The sequence below is a fragment of the Humibacillus sp. DSM 29435 genome, assembly GCF_001758225.1.
GTDB lineage: Bacteria > Actinomycetota > Actinomycetes > Actinomycetales > Dermatophilaceae > DSM-29435.
The window spans coordinates 34,424-51,844 of sequence record NZ_MAST01000024.1 but is presented as its reverse complement, the minus strand read 5'-3'; the positions used below and the strand labels follow the sequence as shown (position 1 = coordinate 51,844).

The following is a 17,421-nucleotide window of genomic DNA, read 5'->3' as shown; positions in this document are numbered from 1 at the left end:
CGGCGAACGTGATCTCCAGCTGCGGCGCGTTCCTGCTCGGCGCCTCGATGATCCCGTTCCTGTACAACGTGTGGCGTACTTGGCGTTCCGCGCCACTGGTCGAGACCGACGACCCCTGGGGCTACGGCGGTTCGCTCGAATGGGCGACCTCGTGCCCGCCGCCGCGGCACAACTTCACCTCGTTGCCCCGCATCCGCTCCGAACGGCCGGCGTTCGACCTCCATCACCCCGAAGCCGCCCCGGGAGCCGCACCCGTGCCTGACCGTGGCACCCTGATCCAGGTCATGGGCCAGGCCGACGTCGGAGACCGAGACCCCGCGCGGGCGTCCAACGCGGGCAAGGAGAGCTGAACGGTGAAGGTCGAGACCAAGCTCTTCGCGTACCTCTGCGTCTTCTTCGCAGTGCTCACCCTGATCTACGGCTTCTGGTCGAAGTGGGAAGAGCCGATCGGGACCACCGCCCTGCTGCTGACGATGCTGCTGTTCCTGTTGACAGGGTTCTACCTCTACGTCACCGGCAAGGCTCTTCCCCTCCGCCCCGAAGACAACATCACGGGCGAGATCGACGAGGGTGAGGGAAACTACGGATACTTCGTCGCCAGCTCATGGACCCCGCTCTGGCTCGCGCTCGCCGGTGCTGTCATGTTCACTGGCCTGGCGGTCGGTTGGTGGCTGTTCATCATCGGTGCGTTCTTGGGGGCCGTCGCCCTGGTGCTCTGGGTCTTCGAGTCCTTCTCGGGTGAGTACTCCATCTGAGAGGTTCCTGCCGGCCCACGCGTCGGACATGACGAAGGGGAAGGCCGGTTGGCCTTCCCCTTCGTCATGCAAGCTGGGTCACGGCCCGTTCGGCTCGTGGTGCGATCGCGCTGGAGAGGTCATCGGGTACCTCCGTCCGATCGGACTTGACTGACATCTCCGACGGTAGACCTCGTGCGGTCGCGCGTAAAGGTGTGCCGCGGCCGTGCTTGGCGCGCAGGGGCCCGGTACGCGAGCGAGAGCCCGGGGTGAGACCCGACGGCTCAGCCTGACGGTTAACCCTGCCGGTTCAGCCCCAGCCGAGCTCGTGCAGGTGGGCGTCGTCAATGCCGAAATGGTGGGCGACCTCGTGTACGACGGTGATGGCGATCTCGTCTCGAAGCTGTTCGGCCGTGGAGCACAGCCGTTGCAGCGGTCCTGCGAAGATGGTGATGCGGTCGGGAAGCGAGCCGGCGTCCCACCAGCCGTCCCGTTCGGTCAGGGGAGTGCCCTCGTAGATCCCGAGCAGCTCCGGCTCGTCAGCGGGCGGTTCCGCCTCGACGAGCACCACCACGTTGCTCATGGCTGCGGCCAGGTCGGCGGGGATCGAGTCAAGGGCCTCTCCGACCACCTGCTCGAAGTACTCGTCACTGACCTGTTGCACGCTGTCGAGTCTGTCACGTCGCTGAACCTGCCACGTCGCTGAAACCGTCACGTCGCTGACCGGAGGTCGGCGCCAGTCTTCACCCCTGCTCGGGCAGCGAGAAACCCGCCCCACCTAGGTGGTAGGGACGGGCCTCTCGGTGTTGGTGCGCGCAGGCCTAGGTCAGGCGTTTGCGGTCGGCCTTGATGGTCTCGCGAGGGGTCGAGCTGGAGTCGCTCGTCTCGGAAGTGTCGATGGCCTCATGCTGACCGGTGAGCAGATGACTCTCGTCGACCTCGTCACCGTGGTGGTGAGCCGCCTCGAGCTCAGACGGCGTGGGCGGGGCCACCCGGTCGCTGAAGTAGAAGTGCGACAGCTTGGCTCGGACGCGCTCCACGCGCGCCAGCGGGCTGGCCACCCCGTTCTCGTCGGCCTCGGCGGAGATCCGCAGGGGCTCGGGCGACTCGTGCTGAACCAGAGCCCACCGCTCGAAGGGGCTGAGCGGGGCGTGGATCTCTTCGAACCGGCCATCGGGGTAGCGCCAGATGGTGCCGGTCTCGCGGCCGTGGAGCACCTTCTGACGGTCGGCACGCTGCAGGCTGAGGCAGATGCGCTTGGTCAACCAGAAGGCGATCACCGGGCCGACGAAGAACAGCAGCCGGAAGAGCTGGGTCAGGTCGTTGATCGACAGCTGCAGCTTGATGGCCATGAGGTCGTTGCCCGATGCGAACAGCAGCACGGTGTAGGCGGTGATGCCGGCGACACCGATGCCCGCGCGGGTCGGGGCGTTGCGGGGCCGGTCGAGCAGGTGGTGCTCGCGCTTGTCGCCGGTGACCCACGACTCGACGAACGGGTAGACGCCGATGATGCCCCACATCAACGGCAGCAGCAGGATCGAGCCCGGGAAGATGTTCATGCTCCAGGTGAAGCCGAACGTCTGGAACTCCAGGAAGCCCGGCAGCAGACGGAGTGCACCGTCGGCGAAGCCCATGTACCAGTCGGGCTGGGAGCCTGCCGTGATCGGCGACGGGTCATACGGTCCGTAGCCCCAGATCGGGTTGATCGAGACCACGGCCGAGACGAGGGCGATGATGCCGAAGACGATGAAGAAGAAGCCCCCGGCCTTGGCCATGTAGACCGGCATCAGCGGGTAGCCGACGACGTTGTTGTTGGTGCGGCCGGGCCCGGGGAACTGGGTGTGCTTGTGGATCACGACGAACAGGATGTGGGCCGTGAAGACTCCGACGAGCACGGCCGGCAGGAGGAGCACGTGCACCGAGTACAGGCGCGGGATGATCGCCTCACCGGGGAAGGCCCCGCCGAAGATGAAGTACGACACGTAGCTGCCGACGACGGGAATGGACTGCACGAAGCCGTTCATGGCGCGGATGCCGGTGCCGGAGAGCAGGTCGTCGGGAAGCGAGTAGCCGGCGAAACCCTCGATGCAGGCCAGCATCGACAGCAGGGTTCCGAGCACCCAGTTGATCTCACGGGGCTTGCGGAACGCTCCGGTGAAGAAGACCCGTGTCATGTGCACGAAGACCGAGACGACGAAGATCAGCGCGCCCCAGTGGTGAATCTGCCGGATCAGCAGCCCACCGCGGATGTCGAAGGAGATGTTGAGGGTCGAGCGGTAGGCGTCGGAGACCGTAATGCCCTGCAGCGGCACGTACGAACCGTCGTAGACGACCTGCGTCATGCTCGGCACGTACCAGAAGGTCAGGAAGACCCCGGTCAGCAGGCAGATGATCATCGAGTACATCGCGATCTCGCCCAGCATGAACGACCAGTGGTCGGGGAACACCTTCTTCAGGAAGTGCGACGTGGGCTTGGCCCCGCCCGTGCGGTCATCGAGCCAGCCGGCGATCCCGCCGAGCGGCTTGACGTCGGCCCGCTCCTGCTCGGCGCCGAGGTCGCCGTCGCGCAGCGCCTCAGCCGGCCGCGTGTCGTTGATGGTGCTCATCGTGAACGCTCCCAGAAACTCGGTCCCACGGGCTCCATGAAGCCCTGGGGGGCGACGAGGTATCCCGCGTCGTCGACGGTGATCTTGAGTTGCGGCAGCGGCCGCTTGGCCGGGCCGAAGATGACGTTGCAGTCGTCGGGCAGGTCGAAGGTCGACTGGTGGCACGGGCAGAGCAGGTGGTGAGTGGTCTGCTCGTAGAGGCCGACGGCGCAGCCGACGTGGGTGCAGATCTTGGAGTAGGCGACGACCCCGTCGACCCCCCAGTCCTTCTGCTTCTGCACCTTGATGAGGTCAGGCTCGAGACGGATCAGGATCACCGCTGCCTTGGCCTTCGCCTCGAGAACGCCGTGGTTCTCGTCGATGTTCTTCTGCAGCGTCTCGGGCATGACGTGGAAGACCGAGCCGTTGGTGACGTCGGAGAGCTTGATCGGAGTCATCTCGGGGTCGCGCATGAGTCGGATCGGCTTGCCGTCGTTGTTCTTGAGGTCCCAGATGTTCTCTTTGAGCTCTTCAGGAGCATTGACGGGGCCGAGCGAGCCGGCGATCTGCAGCACGAAGGGGAGGGCGAACAGCCCCAGGGCCCCCGTGAGGGAGTAGAGGATGAGCGGGCGACGCCCGAGCTGGGCGTTGGCGCCGCCGTCGAGCACGGTGGCCACGGCGGCAGCCCGGCTGCGGTCATCGGAGCGCTGCGGGTGTCGTTCCTCGACGATCTCCTCATCAGACATCAGCGTCTTGGCCCAGTGGACCGCACCGATGCCGATGAAGAAGAGCGCGAAGCCCATCGATAGGCCGAGCACGACGTTCTGGGTCTTCGACAGGCCCACCCCAGGCAGGTAGAAGGTTGACTCGTCGGGAATGGCGAAGTAGGCGACCATGAAGACGAGCGTGGCCAGCATCGACAGACCGAAGAGGGTGGCGACCTGCTTCTCGGCCCTCTTGCCGGCGGCCGGGTCATCGTCAGCGGCACGGTGGATGTGCGGCGGAAGACCCGGGTTCTCGAACCGGTCGAGAGACTGCTCCTGGTGGTGTGCCAGCTCGGAGCCAGACTCGGGCCGAGTGGTGTCGATGTCGCTCATGCTGCCTTCTTTCCGAGCCAGACGGCCGAGGCGATCATCAGGCCGAGCAGGAAGATCCACGCGAAGAGACCTTCCGAGACCGGCCCGAGGTTGCCCAAGGTCATGCCTCCGACGTTCGTCTGGTTGTCGATGGCATCGAGGTAGGAGATGACCTCCTGCTTGCCGGCGGGGGTGATGTTCGTGTCGTTGAAGACCGGCATCGACTGGGGGCCGGTGACCATGGCCTCGTAGATGTGGGTCGGCGTGACCCCCGTGAGGGCCGGAGCGTACTTACCGCGGGTCAAGGCGCCGCCGGCGCCCGCGAAGTTGTGGCACATCGCGCAGTTGACCCGGAAGATCTCGCCGCCTCGGGCGATGCGTTCACTGTTGGTCAGGCTCTGGCCGGCTGCCTTCTCGTCACCGGGAACGATGGGGGTCGTGTACTCGCCGTCGGGAACCGCCGGCCCGGGCCCGAGCGTGGCGACGTAGGCCGCCAGCGCCGAGATCTGCTCCTCGTCGAACTTCACCTTGTTCTGGGGCGCCTGCACTGCGGGGCCGGCGAGCGGCATCCGACCGGTTCCGACCTGGAAGTCGACCGAGGCGGCGCCGACGCCGACCAGCGAGGGCCCCGAAGCGGTGCCCTGCGCGTTGAGACCGTGACAGGACGCACAGTTGGCGAGGAAGAGCTTCTTGCCGGTGGCCACCGAGTCGGCCGTGACCGAGGTGGCTTGAGCCTGCTTGGGGGCGAGGAACGAGTATGCCCCGCCCGTCACGAGGAGGCCGAGCAGGATCAGCACGGCGATGGCTGCGGGGTGTCGGCGGCGAGCGGCCAAGGCTTTCACTGAGTCGTCCTGTCGTCCGTGCGGGTTGGGGTGCTGTTCTGGCGGCGGGGCTGGTGGCTCGGGTCGTGCCGGTCGGTCGTGGTCAGAGTCACTTGAGGATGTAGATCGTGATGAAGAGCGCGATCCAGACCACGTCGACGAAGTGCCAGTAGTAGGAGGTGACGACCGCGCCGGTGGCGTTGGCGTGCGTGTAGCGCTTGGTCGTGAACGTGCGCGCGATGATCAGCAGGAAGGCGATGAGGCCGCCGGTGACGTGGATGCCGTGCAGGCCGGTCGCCATGTAGAAGATCGACCCGTAGGCGTCGGAGCTCAGGGTGACGTTCTCGTGGGTGAGCTCGGCGTACTCCATCACCTGGCCGGCGATGAAGAAGGCACCGAAGAGGTAGGTGAGCACGTACCACTCGCGCATGCCCCAGCTCTTGAGGTCGAGCAGGCTGCCGGTGCGCGCCTTCTGACCCCGCTCGGCCTTCCAGACCCCGAGCTGGCACCACACCGAGGAGATCACCAGCACGGTCGCGTTGATGGCCGCGAAGGTGACGTTGAGCTTGGCCGTCTGCTCGGCCCACAGGTCAGCACGCACCGAGCGCAGCTGGAAGTAGACGGCGAAAACGCCGGCGAAGAACATCAGCTCGCTCGAGAGCCAGACGATGGTGCCTACGGCGACCATGTTGGGGCGAGTGGCCGGCCCGTGGGCGGGCGTACTCACGACTGCGCTGGGGGGAAGCGTGGATGCTGTCGACACGCTTCCTATTATGGCCACATTCACCCTGCGGTGCGCGACTGACCCCCCGGTCAGCGCGTACCTGTCGAGGTTTCGTGATGATTCCGACACGCGTTCCCGCATAGGAGGCCCGTCGACCCGGTGGCGACCGGCTGCCCGGTAGCATCACCGCATGACCGACTCGAACGTCAGCGCCGCCGGCGGCCCCTCCACCGAGCTCACCACGGCGACCACGGCCGCGCCGCCGCACCGGGTCTCGATCCTGCTCTACAGCGACGACTACACGACCCGCGACGCCGTGCGCGCCGCAGCGGGGCGCCGCCCGGCGCGCGACGTCGAGATCGTCCGTTGGCACGAGTGCGCCACGGCCGATGCAGTCATCGACGCTGCTGACCACGATCGCTTCGACATCCTCGTGCTCGACGGGGAGGCGGCCAAGGTCGGCGGCCTCGGGCTGGCCCGACAGCTGAAGAACGAGATCTTCGACTGCCCGGCCATCATCGTGCTGACCGGTCGCCCCCAGGACAGCTGGCTGGCTGCCTGGTCGCAGGCCGACCTCGCCGTTCCGCACCCGATCGACCCGATCGCGCTCACGTCGGCCATCGCGACGCTCGCGCGCACGGCCGCGCCCACGGGCTGACCCCGTGGGCACCCCCGAGCAGGTCACCTGGCCCACCCTGCTCTCTGACCTCATCGACGGACATGACCTCGGCCGCGGCGCGAGCGAGTGGGCCATGGCGCAGATCATGGCGGGGGAGGCGACCCCCGCGCAGGTGGCCGGCTTTCTCATCGGTCTGCGGGCCAAGGGGGAGCGCGTTGAGGAGATGCACGGTCTGGCCGAGCAGATGCTCGCGCACGCGAACCGCATCGAGGTGCAGGAGCCGAGCCTCGACATCGTCGGCACCGGGGGTGACCGCGCCCATACCGTCAATATCTCCACGATGGCCTCGATGGTCGCCGCGGCCGCCGGCATCCGGGTCGTCAAGCACGGCAACCGGGCGGCGTCGTCGAGCTCGGGTTCCGCCGACGTGCTCGAGTCGTTGGGGATCGACCTCGCCCTCTCACCCGCACGGGTGGCGGAGGTGGTGCGCGAGGCCGGCATCACCTTCTGCTTCGCGCAGACCTTTCACCCCGGGTTCCGGCACACCGCCGTGGCCCGCCGAGACCTCGGTATCGGCACTGCCTTCAACTTCCTCGGGCCACTGACCAACCCCGCTCAGCCGACGTTCGCCGCGGTCGGCTGTGCTGACGCGCGCATGGCCCCCCTGTTGGCGGGGGTCTTCGCGAGCAGGGGCAAGGATGCCGCGGTGTTCCGTGGCGACGACGGGCTCGACGAGGTGACCGTCTCGACCACGACGCACGTCTGGTGGGTACGCGGCGGCCAGGTCACCGAGCGCGAGGTCGATCCGACGCGCGTGGGGCTCGAGCTGCATCCAGTCGAAGAGCTCCGTGGCGGCGACGCGGCGTTCAACGCCGACGTGGTGCTGCGGGTCTTCGCGGGTGAGCGGGGCACGGTGCGAGATGCGGTGGTGCTCAACGCAGGTATCGCGGTAGCCCTCACAAGGGCCGACTCGGGGCCCGCACCGGCCGACTTCGACCGCGACCTGGCCGCGGGGATGCGGGTGGCCGAACAGGCCATCGACAGCGGCGCCGCGACCCGGCTGGTGCACCGCTGGGTCGAGGCTACGCACCGCTGACCTCGAAGGTCAGGCGCCTTCGAGGCCGAGGCTGAAGGCTGCCTCGAGGTCGTGGGCGGAGTAGGTGCGAAAGGCGATGTGCGTCGAGGTGCCGACAACTCCCTCAACCTTGTTCAGGTGGTCGGCGATCACTTCGGCGAACTCGTCGTGCGCGCGCACGCGCACCATCGCGATCAGGTCGGCGTCGCCCGTGACCGAGTAGACCTCCGAGACCTGCGGGATGTTCGCGATGGCTTCCGCGACCTCAGGGATCCGGTCGACCTCGCAGCTGATCATGACGATGGCGGTGATCACGGGCCCACCCTACCGGGCCGTCTTGCGAGAGCCACTGTCACGGCGGGTGGCCGCCAGAACGTCATCCAGCGGCCCGCCAGCCCGACCGATGCCCCAGGGCCGATCCTCGCTCGCCGTCGAAGCCGACGACCTCCGCCGCCGCATCGGCAGCCGCAGCGATGGCCGGCTCGAGCTCGTGGCGCACCGAGCCGGCCCCGCCTATCGGGCAGGTCCAGGCTCCGTCGATGTCGACGATGCGCACTCCAGGCTGCTCGAGCCAACGCAGCAACAGCTCGGTCTCCTCGGTGAGGGCGGCCGGGTCGGCACGAGAGGAGACCGCCACGACCTCGGCCGTCGCCAGCATCGTGGCGACGTAGACCATCGGGTCGGCGCCGCGCGGGCTCAGGACGGTTCCTGCGAGTCGTCCGTAGCGAATGGTGACCAGCTCCCAACCGCCCTCGACGCGGGCCCGGGCGGCGACCATCTCGGCGGTGTGCAGCAAAGGGTCGAGCCGCTGAGCCCTGGCGGCTCCTCGGACGAGCTGCACGAACCGGTCGCGCACCTTGGCGGCATCCTCGAACCGTTCCTGGGAGGCCAGGGCCTCGAGCCGAGCCCGCAGCAGGTGCGCGCCGGGCCTCGCGTCGCCGGTGAACAGGGCCGAAGCGCGTGCGGCGACGACGGCGTACTCACGCTCGGACTGTGCCCCGGTGCAGGGAGCCCCGCACCGACCCAGGTCGGCGAGAGCGCAGGGGGACTCGTTGCCGGACAACCGTTGGGTGCACTGCCGAAGCGGGATCACCTCGTGCACGGCGTCGATGGCCGCCTGGGCGGTGACGCGTGAGCGGAACGGGCCGATGTAGTGGGCGCCGTCGTCGCGAACCTGGCGCACGAGCGACAGCCGCGGAAACCGTTCGCGGGTGAGCTTGACCCAGCACGCCTTGCGGTTGCGCTTCGAGCGACGGTTGAAGCGGGGCTGATGTTCGTCGATGAGGCGTAGCTCACGAACCTGCGCCTCGAGGGGAGTCTGGCAGACGACGGCCTCCACAGCGTGCGACAGGCGCACCATGTCGGCCATCCGGGAGCGGGTCTCGGATGCCGTGAAGTACGTGCGCACACGGGTGCGCACGTCTCGGCTGGTTCCGACATAGAGCACTCGGCGCTCGGCGTCCTTGAACAGGTAGACCCCGGGCGCGTTGGGCAACGACTCGGCCAGGAACCGTTTGCGACGCTGGTCGGGAGTGACCCGGGAGGTGTAGCTCGCCAGCTCTTCGAGGGTGTGGACGCCGAGGTTGCCGACCCGCTCGATGAGCCCGTGGAGCACGTCGACGGTGGCTCTTGCGTCGTGCAGGGCCCGGTGGTCGGGGGTGGTCGTGGCGCTGAAGACGTGGGCGAGCGAGCCCAGCTTGTGGTTCGGTGACTCGTCGCGGCCCACGAGGTGTCGAGCCAGGTGCAGGGTGTCGAGCACCCGAAAGCTCGGCCAGGGCACCCCGACGCGCCGAGCGGCCGCCTTGAGAAAACCGATGTCGAAGCCGGCGTTGTGCGCCACGAGCACGGAGCCGGCAGCGAACTCCAGGAACGCCGGCACAGCGGTCTCGATGCGGGGGGACTGCGCCACCATGGCATCGGTGATGCCGGTGAGCACGGAGATGAACGCCGGGATCGGCTCAGCGGGGTTGACGAGGGTCTGGAACTCACCCTGCACCATTCCGCCGCGAACCTTGACGGCCCCGATCTCGGTGATACCGCAGTGGTCGGGGCTACCGCCGGTGGTCTCGAGGTCGACCACGACAAACGTGACGTCGGCCAGTGCAGTGCCGAGGTCGTCGAACGTCGACTGGATCGCCTTCATGCTCAGACCGTAGGACGCACCGGCGACAACGCTGCGAAGGCGCGGCCGTGAACCAGGGTCAGCAGCCGGATCGGGACTGCGCGCGAGCCAAGGATCTGGGGCCGATCGCCACCACGACGCAGCTGATCGAGCCGTTGAACTGGTCTCCGACGCTCCCCGCGGTGCTCTGGTTGGCCACCGTCACTCCTGTCTGCGGAGCGATCTTCCCGACGCTCCGCGAAACGAGCGTCTTGTGCCCGTCCACCGTGACGCCGAGACGTGAGCCGCTACGCCAGCAGGCCACGACGTGCGAGCGACCGTCGTCGAGCCGGCTGTTCCGGCCGTCACGCACGATCACCGACCCCTTGTCACCCTCGAACCGACATTCGGCGAGCGTTCCCCACTGCTTGCTGGGGTGCAGCTGCATCTTCCACTGGCCGCCCGTCCCGAAGAGGCCCTTCTGAACCACGTTCGACGAGTAGCCCCCGGTGGTGGGAACCGTTGCCGTGGTGAAGGCGGCGACCACAGCGAAATCTGCCTTTCGGGGGCTGAGCCTGCCGACATCGTCTGTGAGCGCCAGGCCCCTGGCTCCGTCGGCGCCGAAGCGAACCTGCCCCGGAAGGGCAGACCATGAGCCGCTCAGCTTGAGGGTCAGGCCCGATCCGGGGTCGGGAACCGTGACTCCTCGGCTCTGCATGCTCCACTCGGCGGTGACGACCGCCACTGCGGATGCGTCCTCCGCCACGGGTGAGGCCACGGCGGTCGGAGTAACCAGCAGTGTCGAGGCAATCCCGGCCCCCGCAGCGATGAGGGAGGTGGCAAGAGGTCGTCGCATGAAGTGTCTCCAGATGAGGGGGCCGCCACTCAGCTCGGAGCGGTGGCGGCGGGGAAGTCGGTGCAAAGCATGACATGGCGGTAGCGGCAGCGCCGCCTCGGGTCCGGTGACCAGGCAGCCGGCGGAGGCCGGCTGTCGGTGGTGGCTCGTAGCGTCTGCCACAACAGATCAAGGCAAGATCAGAGAGAGGACGTGAACCCACCATGATGATCGTCGACTGCCAGACCTGCCCGGTACGAGAGCTTCACTGCGCTGACTGCGTCGTGACTGCCCTGACCCAGCTTCCGTTCCCGACGAGGAACGAGCCGCCGGCGCCGCACCGCCTCGGGGTCGCGGGGTCGTCCGGTACCCCCGGCACCCCCGGCACCCTCGGCGCCCTCGGCACCCTCGGCACCCTCGGCACCCTCGGGACCGATGACTCCCTGGGAACCGAGCCGACCACGCAGGCCGGCCTGAACCCGCCTGACTCAGTCGTGCTCGACCGCGCCGAGCGGCGAGCCGTGTCCATCCTCGCCGCGGTGGGGCTGGTCGACCACGACACCGCGAGCCGCGCGCGCGCCGTTGTCGAGTCTGGTCGGCGGTGGGCCGCGCCAGTCCCCGACAGTCAGCGTCGGGCTATCTGAGGCGCAGAGATCTCAACCTCCACCTCACGGTGAAGGTTTGACCTGAGCCGAGCATCTGCAGCCGTGCCACCATGACTCGGTGCCCTGCCGCCACCGTCTCACGCGCCACCGTCTCATGCGCCGCCGTACAGCCGTGGTGGTGGCGGTGGGTGCCCTGGCTCTCAGTGCGGGCTCGGGTTGCACCTGGCCCGGGCCTGACGTGTCGCCCAGCGCCGGCGTCGAGGCCGTGCCTTCACCAGGCGTGAGCGACCAGGCGGCGGCACCCACAGCCGTACCCACGCCGGCGCTACCGCAAGAGTCGCCCATCGCCGGCACCGAGAGGATGCTGCGTGCGAGAGTCGCTGCCGTGTCCGACGGAGCCCGTGAACACTGGCTCGCCCCGGTCGCCGGCTCATTGCTGCGAGAGCGGCAGGGCCAGGTCTTCGACCGGATGCGCTCGATCGGCGTCATCGGGCTGCGGCTCGTCTCCGTGACCGGCCAGAGCCCGGTGGTCTCCCCCCCGGCCCTGACGCCGTCGTCGGCCACGCCCCCGTCGTCGCTCAGGGTGAAGGCCCGGTTCAGCTACCGGCTGGCCGGCTTCGACACAGCAGACAGAACCTTCGATGTCGACCTGAGCGTTCACCCTGCGCCGAGCGCTGACGGGGAGCCGCAGGTCATCGCGTGGGCTCCTCATGATCGTCCTCAGCCCTGGGATCTGGACCACCTGACGGTTCGCCGCTCTGCCACGAGTCTGGTGCTCGCCGGCAGTCCACACCTCGCGACCGACCTGCTCGCCCGGGCGGACGCGGCGCAGTCGCACGTGGCCGCCGTCTGGGGCCGGTCACGACCGGCCGTGTGGGTGGCCCCGGCGACCGATACCGAGGCGGCTCTGCTGCTCGGGCGCGGCGCGGTCGATCCCGTGGCCTTGCGCGATGTCGCCGCTGTCACGGATGGTCCCCTGCCAGCGAGGCAGCCGGCCGGCGCCGATCGCATCGTGATCGTTCCGAAGGCGTGGATCTCCCTGTCCGGTCGGGGACGTGACGTCGTTGCGGCCCACGAGCTGACGCACGTCGTCGTGCGGGGCTCGACAACCGGTGCGGTTCCGCTCTGGCTGTCGGAGGGCTTTGCCGAGTTCGTGGCCTACCGCGCGGTGTCGTTGCCCGAGGGTGACATCGTGCGCCCCGCCGTGGACGCGGTGCGCCGCAGCGGACTGCCGCGGGACCTCCCCACTGCGGCGCAGTTCGACCCCGCTGCCGGTGGCGTGCAGGCGGCCTATGGGCTGTCGTTGCTCGTGGTGCGCACTCTCGCCGAGCGCGATGGCGTGCCAGCACTGGTGCGCTTCTACCGGGAGGTGGCCGACACCTCCGAACGGTCTGCGGCCGCCACGGTGCCCACCCCCGACGGTGCTGACGACCAGCACGTCGTCGACCACGCCCTGGTGTCCGCCCTGCACACGAACCGGGCCGGGTTGGTGCGTGACTGGCGGGCCCGGGTCGCGCAACTGGTCAGCTGAACAGCTTCTCGACCTCGTCGGCGTAGTCCTTCATCACGACGTTTCGCTTGAGCTTCAGCGAGGGGGTGAGGTAGCCGTTGCTCTCGGTGAAGTCGCCCGGCAGCACGGCGAACTTGCGGATCGACTCGGCCTTGGACACTGCGGCGTTGGCCTGGTCGACGGCCTGCTGAAGGGCCTCGAGCACCAACGGATGGGTGCGGGCCGCCTCGAGAGTGACGTTCTCGAGGCCGTGGTTCTTCGACCACAGCGGCCACATGTCCTCGTCGAGGGTGATCAGCGCCGCGATGAAGGGCTTCTGGTCTCCGACGACGATGCACTGCGACACGAGCGGGTGGGCTCGCAGCCGGTCTTCCAGCACTGCCGGTGCGACGTTCTTGCCCCCCGCCGTCACCAGAATCTCCTTCTTGCGTCCGGTGATCCGCAGGAAGCCCTCGTCGTCGAGGTCACCGAGGTCGCCGGTGTGGAACCAGCCGTCGACGATCGCCTCAGCGGTCGCCGCCTCGTTGGCGTGGTACGCCGTGAAGACACCGACGCCCTGGAGCAGGATCTCGCCGTCGTCGGCGATGCGCACGCCACTGCCCGGCAGCGGCCGGCCCACCGTGCCGACCTTGACCCGGTCAGGGGTGTTCACACAGATCGGTGCCGTCGTCTCGGTGAGACCGTAGCCCTCGAGGATCACCACGCCGATACCGCGGTAGAAGTGGCCGAGGCGGCTGCCCAGGGGCGCCCCACCCGACACGGCGTAGCGCACCTGACCGCCCATGGCCTGGCGCAGCTTGGTGTAGACGAGCCGGTCGAAAACGGTGTGACGCAGCTTGAGCGCCAGACTGGGGCCACCGTCGTCGAGGGCCTGGCTGTGGGCGATGGCCGTTGCCGTGGCGCGGGTGAAGATCGCGCCCTGGGCCTTGCCGGCCGCCGACGCTTTGGCCTCCGCCGAGTTGTAGATCTTCTCGAAGACCCGCGGCACGGCGAGGATGAAGGTGGGCTTGAAGCCGGCGAAGTCCTCGAGCAGGGTCCGGATGTCGGCAGAGTGGCCCATCCGGACTCGGGCGGTGACGCACAGCACCTCGATGAACCGGGCGAAGACGTGCGCGAGCGGCAGGAAGAGCAGCGTCGACGCGTCGGCGGGACTCAAGATCTCGCTCATCTTCGCCGTGGCGTTCTCGGTGAGGTCGAGGAAGTTGCCGTGCGAGAGCGCACACCCCTTCGGTCGGCCCGTCGTGCCCGAGGTGTAGATGATCGACGCGACCGACGACCGGTCGAGGCCGGCCTGACGTTGACGCAGGTCGTCGTCGGCGACGTCGGCACCCTTCTCGCGCAGCTCGGCGAGGCCTCCGCCGTCGATCTCGATGACCGAGACCGGCCCCGACAACGACTCCGTGGCCCGGTTGACCGTCGCCAGATGCTGCTGGTTCTCGACGAAGACGGCCAGAGCACCCGAGTTGTGGAGGATCCACTGCACCTGTTCGGCCGACGAGGTCTCGTAGATCGGCACCACCACGGCGCCGGCGCTCCAGACGGCGAAGTCGATGAGCGTCCACTCGTAACGAGTGCGGCACATCAGCCCGACCCGATCGCCGCTGCCGATCCCCGCAGCGATCAGGCCCTTGGCGACGGCGTCGACGTCGGAGGCGAACTGAGACCACGTGACCGACGACCACGACTCTGAGGTGACCTTTCGCGAGAAGGCGATCCCCGCGGGATCGACAGCCGCGTTGCGGGGTGGCAGGTCAGCCAGGCTTCCAGACGTCGTGACTTCAGCCATGGGCGGGACGATGTTGTCCTTCACGGTCACTCCTCCATCAGAACGGCACCGTTTCGGGCACATCCTTGCACGGGTCGTGCGCGACAGGGCTCGGTAAGGAGAGACGGGGCCGGCAGGCGGCAGAGGCGGTAACGTTCGGCGCATGGCCGATCGCACGGAGTCCTCCATCGTCGTCGACGCCGCCCCGGGGGAGGTGCTCGACGTCATCGCCGACTTCGAGGCCTACCCCGCTTGGGCCGGTGAGGTGAAGAAGGTGACGGTGCTCGCGGAGGACGGCGACGGCTGGGCCGACCAGGTGCAGTTCACTCTCGATGCCGGTGCGATCAGAGACACCTACGTGCTCGAGTACGAGTGGGACGTCGTCGAGGACGGCACTGGCGTCGTCTCGTGGTCGCTGGTCTCCGCCACGGTGCTCAAGGCGATGAACGGCTCGTACACACTGGTGGGCCAAGGTGACTCGACGAAGGTCACCTACCGGCTCTCGGTCGACGTGAAGATCCCGATGATCGGCCTGCTCAAGCGCAAGGCCGAGAAGGTGATCATCGACACTGCGCTCAAGGGGCTGAAGAAGCGCGTCGAGGCGTGAGCGACTGCGGAGGCTCCGACGCGGCCGGCCGACGCGACGACGGGCCACCGAGATCGGTGGCCGCCGAGGCTGCCCTGCTGGTCGAGCTGCTCAGCCAACGTGGTTCGTTCGCCGGCCCGTCCGGCGGCTCCCGTTCCGGCTCGGGCTCGCAGCCCAAGACGGATGCCGGCTCGACCGCCCCGCCCGAAGGGGGCGTATGCACCTGTGGCGGAGCGCCCCCTGCCGCCTGTCGTGTCTGCCCGGTGTGTCAGCTGATCGCCTTCGTGCAGAGGGTCAACCCCGACACGATCGAACGCATCGCCGACTTCGCCACCTTCGCCGCGACGGCCCTGCGAGATGTGGCCGCGGCGCAGCGAACGGCGTCGAGCACGGAGCGAGCAGACCGGGGGACCCCTGCATCTGATGCCTCTGACGACGGTGGCCGCAACCCGGATGCCGGCGAACCAGGCCCGGCAGCGGGCGACCGGCCATGAGCGCTCGTCTGGCCATCGGCATCGACATCGGCGGCACGAAGGTGGCCGGGGGAGTCGTGGACGAGAACGGCGTGATCGTGCACCGCACCCGGCGCGACACGCCGCATCGCTCCACATCGCCATCCGTCGTCGAGAACACCATTGTCGAGGCGGTCGATGACCTGCTCGCGCGAGTGGACCACGACGACATCGTGGCCGTCGGGATCGGGGCGGCGGGCTTCGTGGCCGTCGACCGCGCCACGGTCGTGTTCGCGCCACACCTCTCCTGGCGCAACGAGCCGCTTCGCGATGCGCTCGCCGCCCGGATCGCGTTCCCGGTCACGGTCGACAACGACGCCAACGCCGCCGCGTGGGCCGAGGCGACGTACGGTGCAGCCAGGGGTGAGTCGCACGTCGTGATGATCACCCTCGGAACCGGTATCGGCGGCGCCCTGATCATCGACCACCAGGTGCAGCGTGGTCGAAACGGGATCGCCGGCGAGTTCGGCCACATGCAGATCGTGCCGAACGGCATCCGGTGTGAGTGCGGCAACCGGGGGTGCTGGGAGCAGTACGCCAGCGGCAACGCCCTTGTGCGTGAAGCGAGCGCCATGATGCACGCCGGCTCACCGGTCGTGGCCGACCTGTTGACGAAGCTCGACGGTGACCCGGCCGGGTTGAGCGGGCCCTTCATCACCGAGGCCGCGCGCGGCGGCGACGCCATGGCGCGTGAGCTGCTCGCTGACATCGGTGAGTGGCTCGGCATCGGGATGGCCAACCTCGCGGCCGCCTTCGATCCGGGGCTGTTCGTGATCGGCGGGGGAGTCAGCGCGGCAGGCGAGATGCTGATCGGCCCGGCCCGTGAGGCCTTTCGACGGCAGCTGACCGGCAGGGGCTACCGCCCCGAGGCTCGGATCGTGCGCGCCGTGCTGGGCGGCGATGCCGGCCTCATCGGGGCCGCCGAGCTGGCCAGAGCCGACCAGTGACGGTGTCGGACCGATCGGGACTCCCGCGATCCACCGAGGTTGCCGTCGACCGCGGTGACGAGGTCAGATTCGGGTGCCGTCGTCAGTCGGGTCGCGTTCGGTGCCACCGCGCAGGACGAGCAGGATGAAGCCGACCCCGATCATCGTGAGCGCGGTGACGATCCACCAGCCGCTGCCGTCACGGTCGAAGAAAAGCAGGTAGAGCAGCAGCAGTGGCCCACCGGCCAGCCCGACGACGATCGCCCAGAACATGGGGTCGTCCTCGGCCGTGGGCAGGTCCATCTCCGTCGGCGGGATGAAGTGGTCACCATCGGGGTCATCGGAGGGCACCGCCTCGAGCGCAACGTCGTCGTCGTGATGCGGTCGTGCGGTGCCGCGCCACACGTGTCCGGCCCCTGGCGCGATGGGGAACCCGAGCACCCCGGTCGGTCCGGTCGGTCCGGTCGGTTCGTCGAGGCCGGGGCGCGGCGCGTCGGACGGTTCGGAGCGTTCCGGGGCGAGGCCCGGGCCTGTCGCCGAGGTGGCGTCCGGCCCCGCGTCGAGACCGGCATCCGGGGCGGTACCAGCGTCAGCCGTGGTGGAGGTTTCGGGTTCGGCCTCGAGCCGGGGTGCGGGTTCGTCAGCCGGGCCGAGCTCGAACGTCGGGTCGGGCGCCACCACATCCCAGCCCGCGATGATCCTCTCGAACTCGGCGTCGAGATCTCGCTCGTTCACCAGGTGCCTCCCGCGAGCTCGGTGACGACAGCGACGGGGCCGGCGATGGGTCCGGTGTGTCGCTCACGGGTCGGCACAGCGGCCGGGCCGGCCCGGAGAGGGGCGGTTTCGGGGTTGCGGTGGACCGGCACGATTGACTCCTGGCGGCGTCGGGGGACACTGGTCGAATCCTCGCACGCCCGACTGTGCGCCGCGAGTGCCGTAGAGTGCTC

At 68.7% G+C, this 17,421-nt stretch carries 19 protein-coding genes and 1 pseudogene; 9 read left to right on the top strand and 11 right to left on the bottom strand.

Going from position 1 to position 17,421, the window contains the following annotated elements:
* A pseudogene (locus BA895_RS15115) lies at positions 1 to 350 on the top strand (cytochrome ubiquinol oxidase subunit I); the annotation flags it as partial.
* Positions 351 to 353: 3 nt separating this feature from the next.
* Positions 354 to 755, top strand: coding sequence for a cytochrome c oxidase subunit 4 (locus BA895_RS15110; RefSeq protein ID WP_070192722.1), 402 nt, complete (start codon positions 354 to 356; stop codon positions 753 to 755).
* Positions 756 to 1,044: 289 nt separating this feature from the next.
* On the opposite strand, the gene BA895_RS15105 is transcribed toward BA895_RS15110, so the two are convergent.
* The 5 genes from BA895_RS15105 to BA895_RS15085 all read right to left on the bottom strand — a co-directional run bounded on the left by BA895_RS15105 (position 1,045) and on the right by BA895_RS15085 (position 5,904).
* Positions 1,045 to 1,398 (bottom strand): metallopeptidase family protein, encoded by a 354-nt coding sequence (locus BA895_RS15105; protein WP_070192732.1) that lies wholly within the window; start codon positions 1,396 to 1,398, stop codon positions 1,045 to 1,047.
* A gap of 157 nt (positions 1,399 to 1,555) precedes the next feature.
* Positions 1,556 to 3,340, bottom strand: coding sequence for a ubiquinol-cytochrome c reductase cytochrome b subunit (locus tag BA895_RS15100; protein WP_070192721.1), 1,785 nt, complete (start codon positions 3,338 to 3,340; stop codon positions 1,556 to 1,558).
* The gene (locus BA895_RS15095; RefSeq protein WP_070192720.1) at positions 3,337 to 4,416 is read right to left on the bottom strand and encodes a ubiquinol-cytochrome c reductase iron-sulfur subunit; all 1,080 of its coding nucleotides are present in this window, start codon (positions 4,414 to 4,416) and stop codon (positions 3,337 to 3,339) included. The genes BA895_RS15100 and BA895_RS15095 overlap by 4 nt, the downstream gene beginning before the upstream one ends.
* On the bottom strand, positions 4,413 to 5,237 hold the full coding sequence (locus BA895_RS15090; RefSeq protein WP_070192719.1) for a c-type cytochrome: 825 nt from the start codon (positions 5,235 to 5,237) through the stop codon (positions 4,413 to 4,415). Before BA895_RS15090 ends, BA895_RS15095 begins: the two co-directional genes overlap by 4 nt.
* A gap of 88 nt (positions 5,238 to 5,325) precedes the next feature.
* Positions 5,326 to 5,904: a heme-copper oxidase subunit III gene (locus tag BA895_RS15085; RefSeq protein ID WP_070192718.1), complete on the bottom strand. Its 579-nt coding sequence runs from the start codon at positions 5,902 to 5,904 to the stop codon at positions 5,326 to 5,328.
* A gap of 226 nt (positions 5,905 to 6,130) precedes the next feature.
* Between BA895_RS15085 and BA895_RS15080 the strand changes: the two genes are divergently transcribed.
* Complete coding sequence (locus tag BA895_RS15080; RefSeq protein WP_070192717.1) at positions 6,131 to 6,598, top strand: response regulator transcription factor; 468 nt, start codon at positions 6,131 to 6,133, stop codon at positions 6,596 to 6,598.
* Between the two features lie 4 nt (positions 6,599 to 6,602).
* Positions 6,603 to 7,655: an anthranilate phosphoribosyltransferase gene (gene trpD / locus BA895_RS15075; protein WP_070192716.1), complete on the top strand. Its 1,053-nt coding sequence runs from the start codon at positions 6,603 to 6,605 to the stop codon at positions 7,653 to 7,655.
* A gap of 9 nt (positions 7,656 to 7,664) precedes the next feature.
* On the opposite strand, the gene BA895_RS15070 is transcribed toward trpD, so the two are convergent.
* The 3 genes from BA895_RS15070 to BA895_RS15060 form a co-directional block, all read right to left on the bottom strand.
* Positions 7,665 to 7,949, bottom strand: a complete 285-nt coding sequence (locus BA895_RS15070) for an Lrp/AsnC family transcriptional regulator (protein ID WP_070192715.1) — start codon at positions 7,947 to 7,949, stop codon at positions 7,665 to 7,667.
* 61 nt (positions 7,950 to 8,010) lie between these two features.
* Positions 8,011 to 9,777 carry a DEDD exonuclease domain-containing protein gene (locus BA895_RS15065; protein ID WP_070192714.1) on the bottom strand — a complete coding sequence of 589 codons (1,767 nt, stop codon included), beginning with the start codon at positions 9,775 to 9,777 and terminating at the stop codon, positions 8,011 to 8,013.
* Between the two features lie 58 nt (positions 9,778 to 9,835).
* Positions 9,836 to 10,591 carry a hypothetical protein gene (locus tag BA895_RS15060; protein ID WP_139142681.1) on the bottom strand — a complete coding sequence of 252 codons (756 nt, stop codon included), beginning with the start codon at positions 10,589 to 10,591 and terminating at the stop codon, positions 9,836 to 9,838.
* A gap of 263 nt (positions 10,592 to 10,854) precedes the next feature.
* Between BA895_RS15060 and BA895_RS15055 the strand changes: the two genes are divergently transcribed.
* Complete coding sequence (locus BA895_RS15055) at positions 10,855 to 11,214, top strand: hypothetical protein (RefSeq protein ID WP_175442338.1); 360 nt, start codon at positions 10,855 to 10,857, stop codon at positions 11,212 to 11,214.
* 115 nt (positions 11,215 to 11,329) lie between these two features.
* Complete coding sequence (locus BA895_RS15050; protein ID WP_139142680.1) at positions 11,330 to 12,706, top strand: hypothetical protein; 1,377 nt, start codon at positions 11,330 to 11,332, stop codon at positions 12,704 to 12,706.
* Here the strand turns inward: BA895_RS15050 and BA895_RS15045 are convergent.
* Positions 12,699 to 14,471, bottom strand: coding sequence for a long-chain fatty acid--CoA ligase (locus BA895_RS15045; protein ID WP_254666492.1), 1,773 nt, complete (start codon positions 14,469 to 14,471; stop codon positions 12,699 to 12,701). The genes BA895_RS15050 and BA895_RS15045 overlap by 8 nt on opposite strands.
* Positions 14,472 to 14,613: 142 nt before the next feature.
* On the opposite strand from BA895_RS15045, the gene BA895_RS15040 reads away from it, so the two are divergent.
* The 3 genes from BA895_RS15040 to BA895_RS15030 are packed head-to-tail and all read left to right on the top strand — an operon-like array spanning position 14,614 to position 16,495.
* On the top strand, positions 14,614 to 15,057 hold the full coding sequence (locus tag BA895_RS15040) for an SRPBCC family protein (protein ID WP_070192710.1): 444 nt from the start codon (positions 14,614 to 14,616) through the stop codon (positions 15,055 to 15,057).
* A complete protein-coding gene (locus BA895_RS15035) occupies positions 15,054 to 15,530 on the top strand; it encodes a hypothetical protein (protein WP_070192709.1) in 477 nt (158 codons plus the stop codon). The genes BA895_RS15040 and BA895_RS15035 overlap by 4 nt, the downstream gene beginning before the upstream one ends.
* A complete protein-coding gene (locus BA895_RS15030; protein ID WP_070192708.1) occupies positions 15,527 to 16,495 on the top strand; it encodes an ROK family glucokinase in 969 nt (322 codons plus the stop codon). The genes BA895_RS15035 and BA895_RS15030 overlap by 4 nt, the downstream gene beginning before the upstream one ends.
* A 63-nt stretch (positions 16,496 to 16,558) precedes the next feature.
* Here the strand turns inward: BA895_RS15030 and BA895_RS15025 are convergent, their stop codons facing one another.
* Positions 16,559 to 17,209 (bottom strand): hypothetical protein, encoded by a 651-nt coding sequence (locus BA895_RS15025; protein ID WP_070192707.1) that lies wholly within the window; start codon positions 17,207 to 17,209, stop codon positions 16,559 to 16,561.
* Complete coding sequence (locus BA895_RS24725) at positions 17,206 to 17,340, bottom strand: hypothetical protein (protein ID WP_256388452.1); 135 nt, start codon at positions 17,338 to 17,340, stop codon at positions 17,206 to 17,208. The genes BA895_RS15025 and BA895_RS24725 overlap by 4 nt, the downstream gene beginning before the upstream one ends.
* Between the last annotated feature and the right edge of the window lie 81 nt (positions 17,341 to 17,421).